The sequence below is a fragment of the Alphaproteobacteria bacterium genome (assembly GCA_037200005.1).
Classification (GTDB): domain Bacteria; phylum Pseudomonadota; class Alphaproteobacteria; order UBA9219; family RFNS01; genus JBBCGY01.
The window spans coordinates 1,442,582-1,463,729 of sequence record JBBCGY010000001.1; the positions used below are offsets into that span (position 1 = coordinate 1,442,582).

Sequence of the window (21,148 nt, forward strand, 5' to 3'; positions counted from 1 at the left end):
CGTCATCCGCCCTCACACCCTCATCGGCATGATGACATACAGCGCGCTGGCGTCGGTCGTGTCCTGCGCGATGACCGGCGCGGCGGCGTCGGCGAGCATCAGGCGCAGTCCGTCGCCCTCGATCTGCTGCGTGATGTCGAGCAGATAGCGCGCGTTGAAGCCGATATCGATCAGCGGGCCGTCATATTTGGCTTCCAATTCTTCGCTGGCGCTGCCCGCTTCGGGGCTGCTGGCGGTGATCGTCATATGGCCGGGCGAGAGCGACAGTTTCACCGCGCGGGTCTTTTCGCTGGCGATGGTGGCGACGCGGTCGACCGCGGAGGCGAAAGCGCGCGCCTCGACATCCAGCATCTTGTCGTTGCCGCTGGGGATGACTTTTTCATAATCCGGGAACGTGCCGTCGATCAGCTTCGAGGTCAGCACCACCGAGCCGAAGGCGAAGCGGATTTTCGTTTCCGAAATGCCGATCTCCACCGCGCCCGAAACTTCGTCGAGCAGCTTGCGGATTTCCTGGATCGTCTTGCGCGGAATGATGACGCCGGGAATATTCTTCGCGCCCTGCGGCGCGGGAATCTCGATCCGCGCCAGACGATGGCCGTCGGTCGCCACGGCGCGCAGCACGTCGATATTGTTCGCGCGCGTCGCATGCAGATAGATGCCGTTCAGGTAATAGCGCGTCTCTTCGGTCGAAATGGCGAAGCGCGTGCGGTCGATGATGGTGCGCAAATCTTGCGCGCTGAAGGTAAATTTGTGCTTCAGCTCGCCTTCCGACATTTGCGGAAAATCTTCGACCGGCAAACAGCCGAGCTTGAAATGCGAGCGCCCCGCGGCCAGCGTCAACTGATTGCTGTTCGCCGCGTTCAGTTCGACCTGCGCGCCTTCGGGCAATTTGCGCACGATTTCGTAAAGCGTGTGCGCCGGAGCCGTGACGGTGCCGCCGCGTCCGATTTCCGCCGAGGCGCTTTCGATGAATTCCAGATCCATGTCGGTCGCGGCGAAACTCACCGCCTGGCTTTCGGCGCGGATCAGGACATTCGCTAAAATCGGGATGGTGTTGCGCCGCTCAACCACGCTTTGCGCATGGCCAAGGCTCTTCAACAGGGCGGATCGTTCGATGGTGAGTTTCATGGCGGGCCGTGGTTATGAGCGGGACTATTAATATTGCTTCATTATGCCATAGCAAAGATTCGTCTCCCCTGCTATCTTTCAGAAAGTTATCCACAGGCTTTTGCTGACCCCATGACCGACCCCTATCCCACCCAAACCCGCTGGCAACAGAGATTCGAGAATTTCAGCAAAGCCCTAAAGCTTTTGCAAGAGCCGCTGGCCGGAAGGGAAATCGATCAGTTCACCATGCTGGAAAAGCACGGATTGATTAAGCGATTTGATATGGCGTTTGAACTGGCTTGGAAGACCATGAAGGATTATCTGGAATATGCTGGGATCCCAACCGAATACGCGGCTCCCCGCCCCGTCATCAAGCAGGCCTTCGCGGCCAATATCATCGTCAACGGCCAAACCTGGATTGACATGCTGGAAGACCGGAATCTTCTGTCCCATACCTATGATGAACATACCTTCACTGACGCTCTTCACGCCATCAAGGAACAATACCTGGCTCCTATTTGCGAATTTCACGCGCTGCTTCTCGAAAAAACGGCGGAATGATGACAGATCTGCCCTTCGGCCTGACGGAGCATGAACGCGCTCTGATTTCCGGCGTTTTGAGCCGCCATCCGGAAATCGCGCGGGCTGTTATCTTCGGTTCTCGCGCCAAGGGAAATTACCGCCCCAACTCGGACATCGATGTTGCCGTCTGGGGCGATCTGGTAAACGGCACACTGGCACGGCTAGCCGGGGAACTTGAAGAATTGCGGCTGCCTTATCTTTTCGACGTGCAGCGATATGAGGCCATCGCCCATCCCGCGCTCAAGGAGCATATCGATCTGGTAGGCAAAGAAATTTACGCGCGGCGGACGGCTTAAACCTCGACGCCTTCCAGCCGCAGCAGCGCCGCTTTGCGCCCGATGCCGCCACCGGAATAGCCCGTCAAAGCGCCGTTTTTGCCGATCACACGGTGGCAGGGCACGATGATCGCCAGCGGATTGCGGGCGTTCGCCATCGCCACCGCCCGCACCGCCTTGGGATTCTTGCCGCGCGCCGCAAGCTCGCTATAGCTTTGGGTCTTACCGTAGGGAATGCGGCGCATGACGCGCCAGACGCGCTGCTGAAATTCCGTGCCTTCCGGCTTGAGGGGCAGATCGAATTCCTTAAGCTTTCCTGCAAAATAATTCGCTAACTGCTTGCGCACGACTGAAAAAACCGGAAGAGCTTCGTTTTTGGTGCAACCCTTCGCGCCGCGCGGACGCCTGCTATTCGGCAATTCAAGCGCGATCAAATTTTCGCCGTCGCTGAAGAGCGTGATAGGCCCGAATGGCGACGGCGCGGTGGCGCGATAGGTTTTCGATGTTTTCATGACAGCGATTATACCGAATTCCGCAACGCGGAGCAATCAATCGGGATTCTAAGCCTGATGGCCTTGCAGCATCCGCCGCAGCAGCGCCACATCTTCGCAGAAGCTCTGATCCTGGCCGGTCAGCTCTTCGACCTTGCGCACGGCGTGGATGACGGTGGTGTGATCGCGCCCGCCGAATTTGCGCCCGATTTCCGGCAGGCTGCGCGGCGTAAGCTGCTTGGCGAGATACATCGCGACCTGCCGGGGCCGCGCCACGACGCGGGAGCGGCGCGCGGAATGCATGTCGGCGAGCTTGATATTGTAATGCTCGGCGACCCGCTTCTGGATTTCATCGATGGTGATGCGGCGATCGGTGGCGCGCAGCAGATCGGCCAGCACCTCCTGCGTCATTTCCAGAGAGATCTCGCGCCCGACAAGCTGCGCATGGGCGGCGATGCGGTTGAGCGCGCCTTCCAGTTCGCGGACATTGCTGGTGATCTTGTGGGCGAGGAATTCCGTCACCTTCGGCGGCACGGCGCAGGCGAGCGCTTCGGCCTTGCTGTGCAGAATGCCGAGGCGCAATTCATAGGTCGTGGGATGAATGTCGGCGACGAGTCCCCATCCCAAACGCGAGCGAAGCCGTTCCTCGATCTTGTCCAAATCCTGCGGCGACTTGTCGGCGGAAACGATGACCTGGCGGTTTTGATCGACCAGCGCGTTGAAGGTATGGAAAAATTCTTCCTGCGTATGCTCGCGGCCGCTGATGAACTGCACGTCGTCGATCATCAGCACGTCGACCGAGCGGAACTGCTCCTTGAAAGCGACGGTATCCTTGAACCGCAGCGCGCGGACGAACTGATACATGAATTTTTCCGCCGACATATAGATGACGCGGCGGTTGGCGAAGTTCTTGCGGATATGCCACGCGATCGCATGCATCAGATGGGTCTTGCCGAGGCCGACGCCGCCATACAGGAACAGCGGATTGAATCCCGGCGTCGATTGCTCCGCGACGCGGCGCGCCGCCGCGAAGGCTAGTTCATTGGTCTTGCCGACGATGAAATTCTCGAAGGTAAAGCGCGGATCGAGCGCCGCCGTGAAGCTATCCGTGAAGGAAATCGGCGCCGTCGGCGGCGCGGCGGCAGCGGACGTCGATATCGCCGCCGGATTTGCGGCTGAACTTGAAACGGCAGGACGGCTTTCCGGGCGGGTCTCCGAGGCATTGGCGCGGCCGGCATCGGCCTGAAGCGCGCCGACGATCATGCATTCAACCGATCCCTGGCCGCCGGACTGCTGCCACAGCGCCCTGATCTGATCGGCATAGTGCTGCTCGATCCAGTCGCGCATGAAGCGCGTCGGCACGTTGAGCCTGACGCCTATGGATGGAACAGGCGAGAAAACGACGGCCAGCGGCGCGAGCCAGCGGTTAAAAGTGGTTTCGCCAAGGCGCTCGCGCATCAGTTGCGCGACTTTCTGCCATATGGCGGCGTAAGCGGCTGAACCGAACTGATCTTGTGTCGCGGGCGGCATCATATTGCCTTCTATTGTTTGTCTTGCCGCCATTGCCATCCTCAAGAATTCCCAGTTACAAGATCACGCAACACAATAAAAAACCTCAGCCCAGAGAATAATCTCTAAGGCTACAAGTAGTTTCCGACATCTTTTAAGAACTAGGGTGAGGGTATTGAGGATAGGGTCTTGTACTACCACAATAAAATAAGGTTTCTTTTACTTTGCCATCACTAATAAGCATTTCAACCGCCTTAGAATGATTGTTGTAGTTTCACTCATTATTTGGAATTCAGAACCTAGAACGAAAGCAACGCTGAATGCAACAACAAGATTCGCTTGACAGCAAAAAACGCAAAGATCATTCGCCGGTTTGAAAAACGACAAACGGCATGATCATTTTTTGAGGGTTTTGATCCGCTTTGCCAGGCGTGAAACTTTGCGCGAAGCGGTCTTGCGCTTCATGACGCCCTTGCGCGCGGTGCGCGCCAGCGCCGGTTCGGCAAGCTTCAACGCCGCTTCGGCGGCAGCCGCGTCCTTGGCGTCGAGAGCGGCTTCCACCTTTTTGACGGCGGAACGCGTCGCGGACAAGCGGGCGCGGTTACGTTCATTACGGCGCAACGCCTGACGCGCGCGCTTGAGAGCTGATGGATGATCGGCCATAAAAACCTCGTATTCCGGAAAGCGCGGAGTCATACGCCGCCCTCCTTATGGCGTCAAGCCATAAAGCGTATCGTTTTGTTACGCGTTGGCGGGCATGAAACTAAATAAGACCGGAGATTGCTTTGACCGGTCATGGAATAAGACGTAGAATTCGCCGACCGGAACGACCTGTGAAAGGCAAGGATTTCATGTCCCAGTTAGACGCAACAATCTCCACGGACGAGCTTAAGACTTCGCTCGAAGCAGCCAGCGGCCGGACGTTGAATCCCCTCATACAAATACCGGAATTCACATGCAAGCTCGATGCCGATGGCAGGCCCGACAAGCCGGTAGAGCTTGAATTGCGGACAGCGCCGAACGACAAGGCGCTTGCCGAAAAACCCGCCAATGACATGCCGGCGCCGAAATTGGGCAAAGACCTGGACAAAACCGCCGAGGGCATGCTGGTCAATTCCGGCAACGGGGCTTTGGCGCGCTCCCGGCAAGCAGCCCATAGCGCGGCCGCGCTCGATCCCAAAGACAGCCGGCTTCAGAGACTGGCGAATATCTATGACAAGCGCGCGGCTGAAAAATTCGGCATCCAGAGCCTTTCGGAACTCGGCCCCAAAACCCCCGCCGAGCGAGGCCAGATGCAGGCCCGCGCCCTGCAGGCTCAAATCGCGGCGCATCCCGGCCTGAAGCTGGCGGGAAAAAATCCGAAAGACGCCGCGGCGGCCATCAACAAAAAAGAACTGGAAGCGCAAACGAAGCAATTGACGGCAAGCCTCAAGATCGAAGTTCCGACGCCCAGCTTTCCCGCTCATAGGCTCAAGGCCGAGCAAAACCATGACAGCCGACCCGAAAATATCGTCAGGGGCCCCAAGGGAACCATCGCGCCCAAGGATGACAAAAACCGCTCGCTGCAATGGGCGAAAACCCCAGGCGATCCGAAGCATGCCAACGACGCCATGAGAAGCGGTCCGGCATGGGCCTTAAGCAAACCCGCTCCGAAGCCCGCCAACAAATGGGAAAATCTGCCCGGCTACGGCCATATCCCCAATAAATTGACGCCGGATCAAACATCATAGATGCAGCCGTAACGTCTCGCCCTGCGCGTTAGGCAGGAATATAGTCGCTCCCATATTGAATCTGTTTACAGTCCTGCCATACGCTGGTAGCTTCCGCTCGTTTTCTCGCGCTTACAAAAATCCCCGGTGCGCGGCTGTCATTGGGATGGCTGTCGGCAAGCATCGGCCATACTCGCAAAACATTTTACTTTCCGGGCGCGCCATGAAACTCATTTCCGGCAACAGCAATCCCCCTCTGGCGCAAGCTATCGCCAAACAACTGGGCGTTCCGCTGTGCCAATCGACCGCGAAGCGCTTCGCCGATCTCGAAGTCTTCGTCGAAATCCTGGAAAATATCCGCGGCGAAGATGTTTTTATCATTCAGCCGACCTCCTATCCGGCCAATGACAATCTGATGGAATTGCTGATCACCGTCGACGCGCTGCGGCGCAGCTCGGCGCGGCGGATCACCGCGGTTGTACCCTATTACGGCTATGCGCGGCAGGACCGCAAGACGGGCCCGCGCACGCCGATTACCGCGAAGCTGGTGGCGAATTTGCTGACCACCGCCGGAACCGACCGGGTGCTGACGCTCGATCTTCATGCCGGACAGATTCAAGGCTTCTTCGATATTCCGGTCGACAACCTGTTCGTCGCCCCGGTTTTCGCCCAGCACATCAAGGATACGATGGCGGTGCATGGCCGCCTGCCGGAAGGATTAACCATAATTTCTCCCGATGTCGGCGGCGTGGTGCGGGCGCGATCGATGGCGAAAAGGCTTAACGCCGACCTGGCGATCATCGACAAGCGCCGCGAAAAAGCAGGTGAATCCGAGGTCATGAATATCATCGGCGATGTCGAGGGACGCGACTGCATCATGGTCGACGACATCGTGGACAGCGCCGGAACCCTCTGCAACGCCGCCGTGGCCCTCATGGAGGCAGGCGCGAAAACAGTTGCAGCCTATGTCACGCATGGCGTATTGTCCGGCGGCGCGGTGGAACGGGTCGACGCATCGCCGCTCACCACGCTGGTGACGACGGATTCGATCGCGGCGACGCCTGAAGTGACGAACGCCAAGCGCGTCAAGCAGATTTCGATCGGGCCATTGCTGGCGGAAGCCATCATTCGCATCTCGCAAGAGCGGTCGGTATCGAGCTTGTTTAGTTGAGGCGTTCTGATTATTGATTTCTGATTACCGGCACCCTGGAGGCCGGCGATCTTAACGGCCGACGCATCATGCGCCGGTCAAACACATGCAAGGGAGCATACGATGGCACAGCTAGGGACTTTAACGGCGGAATTACGCGAACGCGGCGGCAAGGGCGAGGCCCGCGCCGTCAGAAGGCAGGGACAAGTTCCCGCCGTGATTTACGGCGACAAGCAGCCGCCGGTCATGATCGCCATCCAGCACAATCTTCTGCTCCGCGAAGTCAACAAAGCGGGCTTTCTCGCCCATCTTTACGAGATCGACGTCCAGGGCAAGAAGCATCGCGTGCTGCCCCGCGACGTGCAGTTCGATCCCGTCACCGACCGTCCGCTGCATGTCGATTTCCTGCGCGTGTCCGGCAATACCCGCGTGCGCGTAGCCGTGCCGGTGCATTTCCAGAACCACGACAAGGCCCCCGGCATCAAGCGCGGCGGCATGCTGAACATCGTCAGCCACGAGCTCGAGCTTATCGTTCAGCCGGACAATATCCCGGAATCGATCGATATCGATCTGACCGGCCTCGAAATCGGCGCGAGCATCCATATCGGCGCCATCAAGTTGCCGGCCGGCGTGAAAACGACGATTGCCGATCCCGACTTCACCATCGCCACCATCGCGCCGCCGACCGCCGTCAAGACTGAAGCCGCCGACGCCGCGGCAGCAGCGGCTGCGACCGCGGGAGCTCCGGCAGCCGACGCGGCTGCACCGGCCGCAGGCGCGGCCGCAGCTCCGGCAGCGGGCGCCAAGGCGGCACCAGGCGCCAAGGCAGCGCCCGCCGCGGATGCCAAGGGCGGGAAGAAGTAGTTTTTGCCGCAGAGCGGTCCAGAGTCCCTCCCTCGCAGGTTAAAACCCTGCCGGGGGAGGGTTTTATGGTGGTCCTTCTAACTCCACCGCTTCAATCGCGGGAGTCTTCATGGAATTTCTTCCCGAGTTCTTTTTCAGCGCATGGATGGGCAGGCCGGCCTGGGTATGGGTCGGCTTTCTCGTCATCGTCGCGGCGCTGATGATCCTCGATCTCGGCATCATGCACAAACCGGGCAAAGTCATCGATGTGCGGGAAAGCATCGTCATGTGCGCCTTCTATACGGCGCTCGGACTGGCTTTCGCGGCGGTGATTTACTGGATTTACAGCCAGCCCATGTCCGCCGAGAGCATAGACGGGCAATTCGCCGGACTTTCCGATCATAAGCGGGCCATGATGGCGGCGCAGCTTTATGTGACCGGCTATCTGGTCGAGCTTAGCCTGTCGATGGATAATGTTTTCGTCATCTCCTTGATCTTCGGTTATTTCCACATCCCGCGCCAGCATCAGCACCGCGTGCTGTTCTGGGGCATCATCGGCGTCATTCTTTTCCGGGCGGCCCTGATCGGCGTCGGCGCGGCGCTGATTTCGCAGTTTAGCTGGGTCATGAGCGTGTTCGGCGTTTTCCTGGTTTATGCCGGGGTCAAGATGATGCGCGCGAGCGAAGATCATAATCCCGACATCGCCAATAACCCGGTGCTGAGATATATCCGCGGCCATTTTCCGGTTACCCACGATTTGCATGGCGAAAGTTTTTTCATCCGCCAGACCGACCCGAAGACAGGCCGGATGCTATCCTATATGACTCCGCTGTTCCTGGCGCTCGTCATGGTCGAATTGGCCGATGTCGTGTTCGCGGTCGATAGCGTGCCCGCGATTTTCGCCATCACGCCGGATTCCTACCTGGTCTACACCAGCAATATTTTCGCTATCCTGGGATTGCGCTCGCTCTATTTCACGCTGGCGGCGATGGTGCATCGTTTCCATTATATGAAATACGCCTTGGCGCTCATTCTCGTGCTGATCGGCGCGAAAATCCTTGTCGCCGAGCTTGGCGGACTCCATCTCCCCAACTGGGTCAGCCTGGCCGCGACGGTCGGCCTGCTCGCGGGCGGCATCGGCTATTCGCTGCTGAAAACCCGCGCCGCCGAAAAAGCAGCCTCTTTATGAAGCTCGTCGTCGGCCTCGGCAATCCCGGCGCGGAATATGAGAAAAATCGCCACAATATCGGCTTCATGGCCATCGACCGGCTGCATGAATTCTGGCGCGGCGGCGCATGGAAAAAAAAATTTCATGGCCTGTTCGCCGAAGCCTCCGTCGACGGCGAAAAAATCCTGCTGCTGAAGCCGATGACCTTCATGAACGTCTCCGGCCGCGCCGTGATCGAGGCCGCCTCGTTCTACAAAATCGCGCCGCAGGACATTCTGGTCTTCCATGACGAAATCGAATTGCTCCCCGGCAAGATCAGGATCAAGCAGGGCGGCGGCGCGGCGGGCCATAACGGGCTTAAATCCATCGACGCCGCCATCGGCGCGGATTACTGGCGGGTGCGCATGGGCGTGGGCCGCCCCGCCGAGGGCAAGGACGCGGTTCATGGTTATGTGCTCGGCAATTTTTCCAAAGCCGACCGCGCATGGCTTGACCCGCTGCTCGATGTGCTGGCAAAAGAAGCGGCGCTTCTGCTCGCGGGCGATCATGGCCGCTATATGAACCGCGCGAATTTGGCGCTTAAGCCACAGAAAGAGTCGTAAAATGGGTTTCAATTGCGGGATCGTCGGGCTGCCGAATGTCGGCAAATCCACTCTGTTCAACGCGCTGACCGCCACGGCGGCGGCGCAGGCGGCGAATTATCCGTTCTGCACCATCGAGCCGAATGTCGGACGCGTCGCGGTGCCGGACGACCGGCTGGAAAAACTGGCGGCCATCGCCGGATCGCAGAAAATCATCCCGACGCAGCTTGAGTTCGTCGATATCGCCGGGCTGGTGCGCGGCGCGAGCAAGGGCGAAGGCCTCGGCAACCAGTTCCTCGCCAATATCCGCGAGACCGACGCCGTCATTCACGTGCTGCGCTGCTTCGAAGGCGAAGTGACCCATGTCGAAGGCTCGGTCGACCCCCTCCGCGACGCGGAAATCGTGGAAACGGAATTGATGCTCGCCGATCTCGAAAGCCTGGAAAAGCGCCTCACCGCCGCGCAAAAGAAGGCCAAGGGCGGCGACGCCGAAGCCAAGGCGCAAGTCGCGGCGATGGAACCCGCGCTCGCCGCGCTGCAGGCAGGCAACCCGGCGCGCAGCGTCATCAAATCGCTCCCCGCCGAAACGCTGCCGCATTTCAGGATGCTGCAATTGATGACGGGAAAGCCCGTCCTCTATGTCGCCAATGTGGAAGAAGGCTCCGCGGAAAAAGGCAACGCGCTTTCCGCCAAGGTCGCGGCGAAAGCCAAAACGGAAGGCACGGAATCCGTCATCGTCACGGCGGCGATCGAGGCCGAAGTCGCCATTCTGCCGCCGGAAGAGCAAAAGGAATTTCTCGATAGTCTGGGGCTGACCGAGCCAGGGCTGAACCGCGTGATCCGCGCGGGCTATCACCTGCTCGACCTGATTACCTTCTTCACCGTCGGCCCCAAGGAAGCGCGCGCCTGGACCGTGCGGCGCGGCGCGACCGCGCCCGAAGCGGCGGGCGTCATCCATACCGATTTCCAGCGCGGCTTCATCCGCGCCGAGACCATCGATTACGACAGCTTCATCGCCTGCAAGGGCGAGCAAGGCGCGAAAGACGCGGGCAAAATGCGCCAGGAAGGCAAGGACTACATCGTCCATGACGGCGATGTTTTTCATTTCAGGTTCAACGTCTAAGCGAGGCGTCCATGGCCGGTCATTCTCAATTCAAGAATATCATGCACCGCAAGGGACGGCAGGATGCCGCGCGCGGCAAGATGTTCAACAAGATCGCGCGCGAGATCACCGTGTCATGCAAGACCGGCGCGCCCGATCCCGCCGCCAATCCCCGCCTGCGCGCCGCGATCCAGGAGGCGCGCGCCAACAACATGCCGCGCGAGCGCATCGAGCGCGCCATGAAGGCCGCCATGCCGGGCGCGGACGACGGAAAAATATACGAGGAAGTGCGCTATGAAGGCTACGGCCCCGGCGGCATCGCGCTGATCGTCGAAGCGCTGACCGACAACCGCAGCCGCACCGCGCCGGAATTGCGCACCGCCTTTTCCAAGCATGGCGGGGCTTTAGGCGAAACCAACTCGGTCAGCTTCATGTTCAGCCGGTGCGGCCAGATCGTCTATCCGGCCAAAGCCGCGAGCGCCGACGCGATGCTCGAAGCCGTGATCGAAGCGGGCGGCGAGAATGTCGAATCCTCCGCCGACGAGCATGAGATCACCACCAATGTCGAGGATTTCGCCGCGGTGCGCGATGCGCTGGAAAAAAGCTTCGGCGAGCCGCAAAGCGCCAAGCTGACCTGGAAGCCGATCAATCTCGTGCCCGCCACCGGTGATAACGCCGCGAGCCTGCTCAAGCTGCTCGAAGTTCTGGAAGACAATGACGACGTGCAAAACGTCTTCGGCAATTTTGATATCGCCGCCGAGGAGATGGAAAAGCTGGCGGGATAAGGTCCAGGCTTGTGAGCCTGGACCTCCCGACCGGTCATGACGGCTTGAGATTTTTGACATCCATGTGATGCTTCTTGATGGTTTCCAAAGTCTCTTTCGCAAACGTCTTGAGATTGGAATCGGAGCCGTTCTCCGCGTAATTCTCGAACAGATGTACGGCCTTCTTATGGGCCTTGGTCTGCATCTCGATATAGCGGCGGTCGAAATCGGCGCCTGATAATTTGCCAAGCTCATCAAGCATTTCCTGCTGCTTGTTATCCATCACGCCCGTGACGGTGGAAGACTCGCTGCTTTTCTCCTTCGGCATCACCATCTTCAATTTAGTCTCCGCGGCGGCATGATCGTCGATCATGCGCTGGGCGAATTGCTTGACGGAGTCCGTCTGCGACTTCTCCAGGGCCAGCTTGCTTGACGCCACCTCGAATTGATTGCCCGCCGAAGCGCGCATGATGAAGTTCTGCGTCGAGACGGGCTTTCTCATCCCTTCTTTCTTGTTGGCCCAGGCCGGCGAGCAGATGAAGACCAAGGCCAGCATGATCGTCAGCAATGACGGAAATGATCGTTTCATGAGATTCTCCTCGTGACATTCTGATGAATGATGATGGGGAAATAAAGCCGCGCGGCGTCGAATTCCCCTCTCTCTAGGGAGAGGGGAAAACCGACATCAAGCGGGCCGGACTACGACTAATCTGCGATTAATCGTTATCATCGGTTCCCTGGCTCTCCTCGCTGCGCGAACGAGGAGAATGAGGACGCATTCCGCCTTTCGTCCCCTGACCGCCTTCCGAAGAATGTCCGCGACGCGAAGAGCGCGTGTCGTTGTCGTCATTGCTTGCGAAACGGCCCTCTTCATCCCGCTGCGGGCGCTGCTGCTGTTGTGCATGGGAACGCTTATTCATTGACTCCTCCTGCTTTTCGATCTGGTGATGGTGACAGCCATCCTGCATGGAGGATCGCCGCCACCGACACACTAGGCCCCATGGAAATAAAAACCCCATTTGGTTTGAATTGATTCCGCGCAATGAATCCGCATCGCCGGCGTGACGAAAACGCGTCCGAAAATCCGACCATTCTTTTATAAAAAACGGCATTCTCCGCTTTTTTCCTTTAGGCAAAAGGCCATAGGTTTTCGACCCCGCACGCGCCATGATAGAAAAGGGAGACAGCCATGACATATGATAGCTTGCAGGAATGCATCCTGGCGGGACAAGGCGCCAGACGCCGCGATTATTTCTGCATTTCGTACGGTTTGACAGGACGGTAGAAGCTGCCGGGATAGGTTTCATACTTATCGATCAGGCCGCCTATATAGCCGCTATTGGTCAATTCATCCTGCGCGGCATTAAGCATCGCTTTGAATTTCTCCGCGCCTTGAGGAATCAGGAAAGTCGTCGGAAACACCTTGATCGGATGATCCTTCGTCACGCTGGCGACCGCGCCGGGATTTTTGGAAAGAAATTCAAGCCCGATATAGTTCTGCTCGAAGGTGATGTCGGCCTTCCCGGCCGCGACGGCCATGAAAACCTCCGGGATCGACGAGGTATCGGGAAGGGATAATTTCTGAGCGGCGGGAAATTTCGCGCGGGCGATGATGTCCGAGATATGGCCGTCTATCGTGGCGATCTTGACTGTGCTCCAGTCGATCTCCGACAAACCCTTCTCGAAACGCGCGTCGCCGGGACGCGCCCAGGCATGAACGCCCGCGTAAGAGAGCGGCTTGAGAAAATCAGCCTTCAGGCTTCTGCTCGTCGTCGACCAGATCGCCGAACACAGCATGTCGTAGCGTTGCGTGGAGAGTCCTTCGAGCATCGTCGACCAGCCGGCTTCTTCCGCCCATTCGATTTTCAGGCTGAGATTTTCCGCCATTTTCTCAATGGCGTCATGCGCGATACCGGACAGCGCGCCGGTATTCGCATCCTTGAAGAGAAACGGATGGGTCACGACATAGCCGCATTTGATCGTCCGCGCGCGCATCACACGGTCGAAGACATCGTCTTCCTTTTTCACGATGGGCTGCTGCGGCGGAGGGGCTGAAAACCGCGCGGTCGCATAACTTGCGGCAACTGCGCAGATCAAAATAAGAGCGAACTGCACAGGCTTCATGAGAAGCCCCTTACGCCAGCCCGCCGTAATTGATCATCGAAGTCCAGAAGCGTTCCAGCTTCTTCATGACCTCGTTGCCCTTGGTGATTTCTTCCGCCGTCAGGCCCGCGCCGGCGATGGCGGCGACATGCTTCTCGAAATGCGCGCTCAATTGCTTGTGCAGCGTAAGGCCCTTTTCCGGCAGCTTCACGCGCGACGAGCGACGGTCGTGCGGCGAAGGCTCCTGCACCAGATAGCCGTTCTCGACCATTTTCTTGACGTTGTAGGACACGTTCGATCCCAGATAGAAGCCGCGCGCGGTCAATTCGCCGACCGACATTTCATCGGTGCCGACATTATAGAGAATGAGCGCCTGGATGTTGTTGATGTCCTGCACCCCGAGCCGGTCAAGCTCCAGCTTCACGACTTCGAGGAAATGGCGATGCACACGCTCGACGAGCAACAGGCTTTCATAATAGGGATGGCGCACGGCGAAACCTTTTGGCAGTGGATGTGACGTATTTACGACCTAAGCTGCTGCGCCCGCCGCAACAACTCGAAAAACGGATTGGGGCGTCGGGCGATTTCTATCCTGATTTCCATCGGGTCGCGCTTGGGTATCGTAATTTCGGAAACGGCTTGCGCGCCTTTATTGGCAGAACCAGGTTGAACGTCCTTGGTTTCCGGCTGGCCCATCCTTCTCTCCATGGCGGCAATACATGTCTCCCGGGAATCTATCATGATTTCATTAAGAAAAATCAAGCCATTATTGATTATGCGAATACTTAGTTTGAATTATAGAGTCATTCCCGCAACCTGCCAGGCAGACATTCCGGCACAGGCTGGAATTCAGAACTTTCATGCATGGCAGCGCGGAAATAAAGACTCAGGTCGCCACAGACATGGCTTCAGGCATTGAGTTGCGGCCTATGCCGGAATGATATTTCCTCGTTTCATCAGGATCATTCCGCCCACACAACATTTAGTATCATTTCTGCAACTGCCAGCTAAGTCTAGGAAGCAACACATTTTTTTGTCGTTCGCTGACGCTATTTGCTTGTATCCCATATTATCCCATGGTATCCCATTTATACCCAATTTATGGGCATCAAGCCCATGAATTCCCATTAAGGCCCCGTCAAACGCAGCGTCGCTTCTAATTTATTGAAATACCGGAGATTTTCTAAGTGGCAGTCTTTCTGTCCAGCTTCGTCAACCGCCTCGACAAAAAGGGCCGCGTCTCCGTGCCTGCCTCTTTCCGCACCGCGCTGGGCATAGAGGCGAGCGGGATCATGGTATTCCATGCGCTGCATCATGACGCGCTCGACGCCTGCTCGCCCGCGCATCTGGAGCTTTTGAGCCACAGTCTTGAGACGCTCGATCTTGCGCCGGACGTCTATGAATTGATCGAGACGACGATTTTCGGCGGCGCGCAGCATCTGCCTTTCGACAGCGAGGGACGCATCGGCCTGCCGGACGACCTCGCGGCGAGCGTCGGCATCAAGGATCAGATCGCTTTCGTCGGACGGCGCAAAACCTTTCAGCTTTGGGAGCCAGGCAAATTCACGGCGCATGAAACCGCCATGCGTTCCGCCGCCAAGGCGCGCGATATTTCGCTGAGCAAGATTATCGCGCAAGCAGCGGCCAAAAGCGGAGAGGCGTCATGACGGCGGCGGCGCATCTTCCGGTCATGCGCGACGAGGTGATCCATTATCTCGCGCCCCGCTCCGGCGGCATCTATGTCGACGGCACGTTCGGGCGCGGCGGCTATGCCAAAGCGATCCTGGAGCGCGAACCCGCGCGCCTGTTCGCGTTCGACCGCGACCGTTCGGCCATCGACGCCGGCGCGCCGCTGGCGCGGGAATATCCGGCGCTGACATTAATTCACGGAAAATTCGGCGCGATGGAAGAACTTCTGGCCGCGCGCGGCGTCAGCGAGGTGGACGGCATCGCGCTCGATCTCGGCGTTTCCTCGCCGCAGATCGACGAAGCGGATCGCGGCTTTTCCTTCCGCGAAGACGGGCCGCTCGACATGCGGATGGACCAGGCCGCACCCTTCACCGCCGCCGACCTCGTGAACGGCACCGAAGAAACCGAGCTTGCGCATATCATCTTCACCTATGGCGACGAGCGCTATTCGCGCCGGATCGCCAGAGCCATCGTCGCGGCGCGCGCGGCCGCGCCGATCATGCGCACCTCGCAGCTGGCGGAAATCGTGCGGCGGCTCGTGCCGCGCAGCAAGGACGGCATCGATCCCGCCACGCGCACGTTCCAGGCGCTGCGCATCGCCGTCAATGACGAGTTGGGCGAATTGCGCTCCGGGCTGCAAGCGGCGGAAAACCTGCTGCGCCCGAAAGGCCGTTTGGCCGTCGTCTCTTTCCACGCGCTCGAAGACCGCATCGTCAAGGAATTCATCCGCGGCCGCTCCGGCAGAACCGGCAAAGGCTCGCGCCACCTGCCCGCGAGCGAAGAGCCCGTTGCCGCCTTCAAGGAGCTCACGCGCAAACCGGCCGCGCCAAGCGCCGCCGAAATCGCCGCCAATCCGCGCGCGCGCTCCGCGCGGCTGCGGGCGGCGGAAAAACTGGATGGAGAAGCGGCATGAGGGTGATGCGCTCGACCAACTGGCTATGGATCATGCTGCTGCTCGGCGCCAGCGCGCTGCTCTATCACACCAGCTATCAGGTGCAGGAATTGCAGCACCGGATCAGCAAGATCGAAGTGGAGCGCGCCGCCGAGCTTGAAAATATTCGCGTGCTGGAGGCGGAATGGGCCTATCTCGCCGCGCCCGAACGGCTGCAGCGGCTGGCGGCGAAATACTTGCCGCTTAAACCCGTCACCACGGCTCAAATCATCGGACCGCAGGCAATTGAAGCCGCGCTGCCCCGGCACGAAACCGAAATCGCCGATGCCGCTTCCTCTCCAGCGTCGGCGCTTAGCTCCGGAAAGCGTCTTCTCGCCGCCGCGGGTGATCGCTGATGAACGGCCCGAAAAGGCGGCCTGGCAACCTTTTCGCGCAGCAGCTGCCGCTGCCGGGGATCAATCGCCCCGGCACGCAGCGCCGCGTTCTGGCCACGCCCGCCGAACAAGCCATCGAATGCGCCCGCACGCGGCTCATCTTCATTTCGCTGCTTTTCGTCGCCGCCTTTCTCGTCGTCGGCGTGCGGCTTACGGACCTGGCCCTGTTCAGCGACAATGGCGATACCGTTTCGGAGCATAAGGCCGCGACCGCCATGGGACGCGCCGACATCGTCGACCGCAACGGCGCCATTCTCGCCGTGTCGCTTCCCACCATCAGCGCCTGCGCCCAGGTCGCCGCCATCAAAGACCCGGAAGCGACCGCCGCGGCGATCAATAAAATCCTGCCCGATATCGACCGTAAAAAACTCGCGAATGATTTTCGCGTGCGCAAGGGCTGCGTCGCCGTCCACCGCCATCTGACCCCGAAGCAATATTACGCCCTCAACAAGCTCGGCATCGCCGGCGTGGAATTCACCCGCGACGAGCGCCGGGCCTATCCGCAGGCCGCGCTTACCGCGCATGTCATCGGCACCACCGACATCGATAATATCGGCACGGCGGGAATCGAAAAGAAGCTCGACGCCCGCCTGCGCCAGGACGCCGCGCCGGTGCGCCTCTCCCTCGATATCCGCGTGCAGCATATCCTGCACCGCGAACTCGCCGCCGCCATGCGCGACTTCCAGGCCATCGGCGCCGCCGGACTCATCATGGACGCGGAGTCGGGAGAAGTCGTCTCCATGGTCTCGCTGCCGGATTTCGATCCGCACGAAGCGGGGGAAGCGAGCGACGACGCGAAATTCAACCGCGCGACGCTGGGAGTCTACGAACTCGGCTCCACCTTCAAGATTTTCACGGCGGCCCAGGCGTTGGACACGGGCGAAGTCAAGCTGACGGACACTTTCGACGCCACGAACCCGATCCATATCGGGCACCAGACCATCAGCGATTTCCATCCGGAAAAGCGTCCGCTCACGGTGCCGGAAATCATCATGCTGTCGTCGAATATCGGCGCGGCGAAGATGGCGGAGAAAATCGGCGGCCTGCGGCAAAGATCGTTCCTGGAGCAGCTCGGCATGTTCGCGCCGGTGCCGGTGGAACTGCCGGAGACCGGCAGACCCATCGTGCCGCGCAACTGGGGCGAAGTCACCGTCATGACGGTCGGGTTCGGCCACGGCCTCGCGGTATCTCCCTTGCAGCTGGTGCGGGCCGCGGCGACGATCACCAATAGCGGGCATGCCATTACGCCAACATTGCTGCGCGAGGAATCTGCGCAGAAGAAACCCAAGGCTTCCGGCGTGCAACCCATCGTCACCACCGCGACCGCCGCGAAAGTGCGCGCCCTGATGCGTCTGGTCGTCAGCAAGGGAACGGCGAAAAGCGCCAATATCGACGGATACTTAGTCGGCGGCAAGACCGGCACCGCCGAGAAAATCGGCGTCCATGGCTATGACAAGAATGCGCGGCTGTCGTCTTTTGTCGGAATATTCCCCGCCAACGCGCCGCGCTATGTCATATTCGCCATGCTTGACGAACCCAAGGGCAACAAACAGACTTACGGCTTCTCGACAGGCGGATGGGTCGCGGCGCCCCTGGTCGGGCGGGTGATCACGGCAGCGGCGCCGCTGCTCGGGCTTATGCCCGCCGACGCGGAAAATTTCAGGGTCGCCGAACAGCAAGTCTTGAAACCGCTCGGCCCCAGGATTCTTAATGAATTGGCTTTGAACGATGACAGTGAAGACACCGCGTCTGTCGACGCTACTCAAGAAAATTGATCTTCCGCCCGGCGACGATCCGCTGCGCGGCTATGCCGTCGATGGCGGCGATCCGGAAATCACGGCGCTGACGTCCGACTCGCGCGAGGCCAGCCCCGGAAGCTTGTTCGCGGCATTGTCCGGCAGCAACCTGGACGGACGCAAATTCATCGCCGAGGCCATCGGCGGCGGCGCGTCGATCATCCTGACGGATCGCGATGCCGCCCTGGACAATACCGGCGGAGCCACCATCATTCGCGCCAACGAGCCGCGCTGGCTGCTGTCGCAAATCGCCGCCGCGTTTTTCACGGAGCAACCCCGGCACATCGCCGCCGTCACCGGCACCAGCGGCAAAACTTCGACCGTGCAATTCGTCCGCGAGCTTTGGACGGCCATGGGCGCGCAGGCCGCTTCCATCGGCACGCTGGGCGTCGTCGCGCCGGAATACAGCCATTACGGCAAGCTGACGACGCCGGACCCGATCACGCTGCATAAGACGCTGGCCGATCTTGCGGCGCAGGGCGTGACTCACGCCTCGTTCGAAGCGTCCAGCCACGGTCTCGCCTTATACCGGCTCGACGCCGTTCGCGTCGAAGCGGCGGGCTTCACCAATCTTGCGCGCGATCATCTCGATTTCCACGGCACGCGCGAAAATTACTTTGCCGCCAAGAAAAGATTGTTCGCCGAGGTCATGATCGCGAACGGCACGGCGATCCTGAACGCCGATACCGAAGAAGCCGAAGCCCTCGCCCGGATCGTTTCCGGACGCGGCGGACGGGTTCTGACTTACGGCCTCCAAGGCAAAGACCTCAAGCTGCTGCAAAGCGCGCCGGACGCGCACGGACAGAATCTCAAACTCGAGATTCTCGGAAAGCCCTATGATGCCCATCTGGAACTCGCCGGAAATTTCCAGGCCTGGAACGCGCTATGCGCGCTCGGCCTCGCCATCGGCCAGGGAGCCGATCCGGAAAAAGCCATTGCGGCGCTCGGCAAGCTCACCGGCGTGCATGGCAGGCTCGACCTTGCCGGGACGCATGAAAGCGGCGCGCCGGTTCTCGTCGATTACGCCCACAAGCCGGACGCGCTGGAAGCGGTGCTGACCGCCCTGCGCCCCCATGTCGGCGCGGACGGGCGGCTGATCGTGGTCTTCGGCTGCGGCGGCAATCGCGACGCCGGCAAAAGGCCGATCATGGGCGGCATCGCCTGCCGCCTCGCCGATATGACTATCGTCACCGACGACAATCCGCGCATGGAAGACCCGGCTGCCATCCGCGCCGCCATTCTTGCCGGTTGCGAAACGTCGCCTTCCGTGCATGAGATCGCCGACCGCCGCGACGCGATTCGCTTCGCCGTCGGCCAGTTGCGCACGGGAGACGTTCTGGTGATCGCGGGCAAAGGCCATGAGCCGGGACAAATCGTCCGCGATCAAGTCTTGCCCTTCGATGACGGCGAAGTCGCAAGGGAAGCTTTAGGAAATACGGGGCCGAATCTCCGCCCGCGCGCCGAGGCGCCGATTATGAAAGGCAAGGCACAGCCGCAATGACTGATTTTTTATGGCATGGCGAAGACGCGGCGCGCAGCGTGCGCGGCGAAGGCCGGACGGACTGGCAGGCATCGGGCGTCTCCATCGACAGCCGCACGCTGGAGCGCGGCGACCTGTTCATCGCGCTGCAGGCGGAGCATGACGGCCATGCCTATGTCGGCGACGCGATGCGGCGCGGCGCGGCGGCGGCGATCGTCAGCCGCGTTCCCGAAGGCGTCCCGCCGGATACGAAACTGGTTCTGGTTCCCGATACTTTCGCGGCCTTGCAGGATTTGGGCAGCCGGGGCCGGGCGCGGGCGCGGGGAAAAATCATCGCCGTCACCGGGTCGGTGGGCAAAACGGGAAGCAAGGAGCAGTTGCGTCATATGCTGGCCGGTTGCGGCGCGGTCTATGCCAGCCAGGGAAGCTTCAACAATCACTGGGGCGTGCCGCTGTCTCTGTCCCGGCTGCCTCAGGACGCGGCGTGGGGCGTTTTCGAGCTTGGCATGAATCACGCGGGAGAAATCGCGCCGCTCGCCCGCCAGGTTCAGCCGCATGTCGCCCTTATCACCACCGTCGAGGCCGTGCATCTGGAACATTTCACCGGCGTGGAAGCCATCGCCGACGCTAAGGCGGAAATATTCCTCGGCATGGACGCCAAGGGAACGGCGGCGCTGAACCGCGACAATCCGCATTTCTCGAGACTGGCCGCTCATGCGCGCACGCAGGGCCTGCAAACCATTTTGAGTTTCGGCCATAGCTCCGGCGCGGACGCCAGAATGATCGAATATCGCATCGCCGGAGAAGGCGGTGACATTCGGGCGGAGTTTTTCGGCAAGCCTCTGGCTTACCGCATCAGCGCGCCGGGCCTGCATTACGCGATGAATTCCCTTGGCGCGCTCTTGACGGCGCAAGCGGCAGGCGCGCCGCTGGAAGCCTGCGCCGCCGCCCTCGCCTCCTACACGCCGCCGGAAGGACGCGGCGCGCGGCATGAGATCGCGCTACCGGACGGAGGCAGCATCACGCTAATCGACGAAAGCTATAACGCCAGCCCGGTCGCCATGCGCGCCGCCATCGCGGTTCTGGGGCAAAGCGCGCCGGGCGGCGGCGGACGCCGCATCGCCATCCTCGGCGACATGCGCGAATTAGGACAGACCGCGCCGCGCCTTCATGCCGAACTCGCCGAACCGCTTATTGCCGCCAAAATCGATCAGGTCTATTGCTGCGGCCATATGATCCAGGGCCTGCTGGCCTCGGTTCCTTCTTCGATGCGGGGACGCTACGCCGCCGACAGCAAATCCCTGGCGGCGATGGTCGCGCCGGAACTGCGCGGCGGCGACGTGGTTTTGGTCAAAGGCTCGAAAAGCGTGCATATGGAGGCGGTCATCGAGGCGATCAGGGCGCTGAACGCCGCCCCGGCCGCGCCCGGCAACGGACGCGCCAATCCGACACCTAAAGTATCGTAAGGACGTA

General features: G+C 60.2%; 24 protein-coding genes. 16 read left to right on the plus strand and 8 right to left on the minus strand.

Annotation, left to right across the window (positions count from 1 at the left end; all coding sequences use genetic code 11):
* Positions 1–12 precede the first annotated feature (12 nt).
* Positions 13–1,128 carry a DNA polymerase III subunit beta gene (gene dnaN / locus WDO70_07515; GenBank protein ID MEJ0063038.1) on the minus strand — a complete coding sequence of 372 codons (1,116 nt, stop codon included), beginning with the start codon at positions 1,126–1,128 and terminating at the stop codon, positions 13–15.
* Positions 1,129–1,239: 111 nt separating this feature from the next.
* Here dnaN and WDO70_07520 point away from each other — a divergent pair, with 111 nt between their 5' ends.
* Both WDO70_07520 and WDO70_07525 read left to right on the plus strand, forming a co-directional pair.
* Positions 1,240–1,668, plus strand: coding sequence for a nucleotidyltransferase substrate binding protein (locus tag WDO70_07520; protein MEJ0063039.1), 429 nt, complete (start codon positions 1,240–1,242; stop codon positions 1,666–1,668).
* Positions 1,665–1,985: a nucleotidyltransferase domain-containing protein gene (locus WDO70_07525; protein ID MEJ0063040.1), complete on the plus strand. Its 321-nt coding sequence runs from the start codon at positions 1,665–1,667 to the stop codon at positions 1,983–1,985. The genes WDO70_07520 and WDO70_07525 overlap by 4 nt, the downstream gene beginning before the upstream one ends.
* On the opposite strand, the gene WDO70_07530 is transcribed toward WDO70_07525, so the two are convergent.
* The 3 genes from WDO70_07530 to rpsT form a co-directional block, all read right to left on the minus strand.
* Positions 1,982–2,476 (minus strand): methylated-DNA--[protein]-cysteine S-methyltransferase, encoded by a 495-nt coding sequence (locus WDO70_07530; GenBank protein ID MEJ0063041.1) that lies wholly within the window; start codon positions 2,474–2,476, stop codon positions 1,982–1,984. The two genes, WDO70_07525 and WDO70_07530, sit on opposite strands and share 4 nt — an antisense overlap.
* A gap of 48 nt (positions 2,477–2,524) precedes the next feature.
* Positions 2,525–4,018, minus strand: coding sequence for a chromosomal replication initiator protein DnaA (dnaA, locus tag WDO70_07535; protein MEJ0063042.1), 1,494 nt, complete (start codon positions 4,016–4,018; stop codon positions 2,525–2,527).
* Between the two features lie 342 nt (positions 4,019–4,360).
* A complete protein-coding gene (gene rpsT / locus WDO70_07540) occupies positions 4,361–4,627 on the minus strand; it encodes a 30S ribosomal protein S20 (protein ID MEJ0063043.1) in 267 nt (88 codons plus the stop codon).
* A 188-nt stretch (positions 4,628–4,815) separates the two neighbouring features.
* Here rpsT and WDO70_07545 point away from each other — a divergent pair, with 188 nt between their 5' ends.
* From WDO70_07545 to WDO70_07575, 7 genes are all read left to right on the plus strand, one after another.
* Positions 4,816–5,694 (plus strand): hypothetical protein, encoded by an 879-nt coding sequence (locus WDO70_07545; GenBank protein ID MEJ0063044.1) that lies wholly within the window; start codon positions 4,816–4,818, stop codon positions 5,692–5,694.
* A gap of 202 nt (positions 5,695–5,896) precedes the next feature.
* Positions 5,897–6,844, plus strand: a complete 948-nt coding sequence (locus tag WDO70_07550; protein ID MEJ0063045.1) for a ribose-phosphate pyrophosphokinase — start codon at positions 5,897–5,899, stop codon at positions 6,842–6,844.
* Positions 6,845–6,946: 102 nt separating this feature from the next.
* Positions 6,947–7,687 (plus strand): 50S ribosomal protein L25/general stress protein Ctc, encoded by a 741-nt coding sequence (locus WDO70_07555; GenBank protein MEJ0063046.1) that lies wholly within the window; start codon positions 6,947–6,949, stop codon positions 7,685–7,687.
* Between the two features lie 109 nt (positions 7,688–7,796).
* A complete protein-coding gene (locus WDO70_07560) occupies positions 7,797–8,855 on the plus strand; it encodes a TerC family protein (protein MEJ0063047.1) in 1,059 nt (352 codons plus the stop codon).
* Entirely contained in the window at positions 8,852–9,436 is a 585-nt protein-coding gene (gene pth / locus WDO70_07565; protein MEJ0063048.1) for an aminoacyl-tRNA hydrolase, read from the plus strand. The genes WDO70_07560 and pth overlap by 4 nt, the downstream gene beginning before the upstream one ends.
* A 1-nt stretch (position 9,437) precedes the next feature.
* Positions 9,438–10,538, plus strand: coding sequence for a redox-regulated ATPase YchF (gene ychF / locus WDO70_07570; GenBank protein MEJ0063049.1), 1,101 nt, complete (start codon positions 9,438–9,440; stop codon positions 10,536–10,538).
* A gap of 11 nt (positions 10,539–10,549) precedes the next feature.
* On the plus strand, positions 10,550–11,302 hold the full coding sequence (locus tag WDO70_07575; GenBank protein MEJ0063050.1) for a YebC/PmpR family DNA-binding transcriptional regulator: 753 nt from the start codon (positions 10,550–10,552) through the stop codon (positions 11,300–11,302).
* Between the two features lie 34 nt (positions 11,303–11,336).
* Here WDO70_07575 and WDO70_07580 read toward each other — a convergent pair whose 3' ends face one another.
* The 4 genes from WDO70_07580 to WDO70_07595 form a co-directional block, all read right to left on the minus strand.
* Positions 11,337–11,870 carry a DUF4142 domain-containing protein gene (locus WDO70_07580; GenBank protein MEJ0063051.1) on the minus strand — a complete coding sequence of 178 codons (534 nt, stop codon included), beginning with the start codon at positions 11,868–11,870 and terminating at the stop codon, positions 11,337–11,339.
* A 127-nt stretch (positions 11,871–11,997) separates the two neighbouring features.
* A complete protein-coding gene (locus WDO70_07585; protein ID MEJ0063052.1) occupies positions 11,998–12,477 on the minus strand; it encodes a hypothetical protein in 480 nt (159 codons plus the stop codon).
* 52 nt (positions 12,478–12,529) lie between these two features.
* A complete protein-coding gene (locus WDO70_07590; protein ID MEJ0063053.1) occupies positions 12,530–13,405 on the minus strand; it encodes a transporter substrate-binding domain-containing protein in 876 nt (291 codons plus the stop codon).
* Between the two features lie 10 nt (positions 13,406–13,415).
* The gene (locus tag WDO70_07595) at positions 13,416–13,874 is read right to left on the minus strand and encodes a MarR family transcriptional regulator (GenBank protein MEJ0063054.1); all 459 of its coding nucleotides are present in this window, start codon (positions 13,872–13,874) and stop codon (positions 13,416–13,418) included.
* 11 nt (positions 13,875–13,885) lie between these two features.
* Between WDO70_07595 and WDO70_07600 the strand changes: the two genes are divergently transcribed.
* The 7 genes from WDO70_07600 to murF all read left to right on the plus strand — a co-directional run bounded on the left by WDO70_07600 (position 13,886) and on the right by murF (position 21,141).
* Positions 13,886–14,173, plus strand: coding sequence for a hypothetical protein (locus tag WDO70_07600; protein ID MEJ0063055.1), 288 nt, complete (start codon positions 13,886–13,888; stop codon positions 14,171–14,173).
* Positions 14,174–14,571: 398 nt separating this feature from the next.
* A complete protein-coding gene (locus tag WDO70_07605; GenBank protein ID MEJ0063056.1) occupies positions 14,572–15,051 on the plus strand; it encodes an MraZ family transcriptional regulator in 480 nt (159 codons plus the stop codon).
* Positions 15,048–15,986, plus strand: coding sequence for a 16S rRNA (cytosine(1402)-N(4))-methyltransferase RsmH (gene rsmH, locus WDO70_07610; protein ID MEJ0063057.1), 939 nt, complete (start codon positions 15,048–15,050; stop codon positions 15,984–15,986). Before WDO70_07605 ends, rsmH begins: the two co-directional genes overlap by 4 nt.
* A complete protein-coding gene (locus WDO70_07615; protein ID MEJ0063058.1) occupies positions 15,983–16,360 on the plus strand; it encodes a hypothetical protein in 378 nt (125 codons plus the stop codon). Before rsmH ends, WDO70_07615 begins: the two co-directional genes overlap by 4 nt.
* Entirely contained in the window at positions 16,360–18,174 is a 1,815-nt protein-coding gene (locus WDO70_07620) for a penicillin-binding protein 2 (GenBank protein ID MEJ0063059.1), read from the plus strand. The genes WDO70_07615 and WDO70_07620 overlap by 1 nt, the downstream gene beginning before the upstream one ends.
* On the plus strand, positions 18,128–19,696 hold the full coding sequence (locus WDO70_07625; protein MEJ0063060.1) for a UDP-N-acetylmuramoyl-L-alanyl-D-glutamate--2,6-diaminopimelate ligase: 1,569 nt from the start codon (positions 18,128–18,130) through the stop codon (positions 19,694–19,696). Before WDO70_07620 ends, WDO70_07625 begins: the two co-directional genes overlap by 47 nt.
* The gene (murF, locus tag WDO70_07630; GenBank protein MEJ0063061.1) at positions 19,693–21,141 is read left to right on the plus strand and encodes a UDP-N-acetylmuramoyl-tripeptide--D-alanyl-D-alanine ligase; all 1,449 of its coding nucleotides are present in this window, start codon (positions 19,693–19,695) and stop codon (positions 21,139–21,141) included. The genes WDO70_07625 and murF overlap by 4 nt, the downstream gene beginning before the upstream one ends.
* Positions 21,142–21,148: the final 7 nt, after the last annotated feature.

Coding starts and splice junctions, on each gene's coding strand:
- dnaN (MEJ0063038.1), bottom strand. CDS start 1,128: ATGAAACTCACCATCGAACGATCCGCCCTGTTGAAGAGCCTTGGCCAT.
- WDO70_07520 (MEJ0063039.1), top strand. CDS start 1,240: ATGACCGACCCCTATCCCACCCAAACCCGCTGGCAACAGAGATTCGAG.
- WDO70_07525 (MEJ0063040.1), top strand. CDS start 1,665: ATGATGACAGATCTGCCCTTCGGCCTGACGGAGCATGAACGCGCTCTG.
- WDO70_07530 (MEJ0063041.1), bottom strand. CDS start 2,476: ATGAAAACATCGAAAACCTATCGCGCCACCGCGCCGTCGCCATTCGGG.
- dnaA (MEJ0063042.1), bottom strand. CDS start 4,018: ATGGCGGCAAGACAAACAATAGAAGGCAATATGATGCCGCCCGCGACA.
- rpsT (MEJ0063043.1), bottom strand. CDS start 4,627: ATGGCCGATCATCCATCAGCTCTCAAGCGCGCGCGTCAGGCGTTGCGC.
- WDO70_07545 (MEJ0063044.1), top strand. CDS start 4,816: ATGTCCCAGTTAGACGCAACAATCTCCACGGACGAGCTTAAGACTTCG.
- WDO70_07550 (MEJ0063045.1), top strand. CDS start 5,897: ATGAAACTCATTTCCGGCAACAGCAATCCCCCTCTGGCGCAAGCTATC.
- WDO70_07555 (MEJ0063046.1), top strand. CDS start 6,947: ATGGCACAGCTAGGGACTTTAACGGCGGAATTACGCGAACGCGGCGGC.
- WDO70_07560 (MEJ0063047.1), top strand. CDS start 7,797: ATGGAATTTCTTCCCGAGTTCTTTTTCAGCGCATGGATGGGCAGGCCG.
- pth (MEJ0063048.1), top strand. CDS start 8,852: ATGAAGCTCGTCGTCGGCCTCGGCAATCCCGGCGCGGAATATGAGAAA.
- ychF (MEJ0063049.1), top strand. CDS start 9,438: ATGGGTTTCAATTGCGGGATCGTCGGGCTGCCGAATGTCGGCAAATCC.
- WDO70_07575 (MEJ0063050.1), top strand. CDS start 10,550: ATGGCCGGTCATTCTCAATTCAAGAATATCATGCACCGCAAGGGACGG.
- WDO70_07580 (MEJ0063051.1), bottom strand. CDS start 11,870: ATGAAACGATCATTTCCGTCATTGCTGACGATCATGCTGGCCTTGGTC.
- WDO70_07585 (MEJ0063052.1), bottom strand. CDS start 12,477: ATGTCATGGCTGTCTCCCTTTTCTATCATGGCGCGTGCGGGGTCGAAA.
- WDO70_07590 (MEJ0063053.1), bottom strand. CDS start 13,405: ATGAAGCCTGTGCAGTTCGCTCTTATTTTGATCTGCGCAGTTGCCGCA.
- rsmH (MEJ0063057.1), top strand. CDS start 15,048: ATGACGGCGGCGGCGCATCTTCCGGTCATGCGCGACGAGGTGATCCAT.
- WDO70_07615 (MEJ0063058.1), top strand. CDS start 15,983: ATGAGGGTGATGCGCTCGACCAACTGGCTATGGATCATGCTGCTGCTC.
- WDO70_07620 (MEJ0063059.1), top strand. CDS start 16,360: ATGAACGGCCCGAAAAGGCGGCCTGGCAACCTTTTCGCGCAGCAGCTG.
- WDO70_07625 (MEJ0063060.1), top strand. CDS start 18,128: ATGACAGTGAAGACACCGCGTCTGTCGACGCTACTCAAGAAAATTGAT.
- murF (MEJ0063061.1), top strand. CDS start 19,693: ATGACTGATTTTTTATGGCATGGCGAAGACGCGGCGCGCAGCGTGCGC.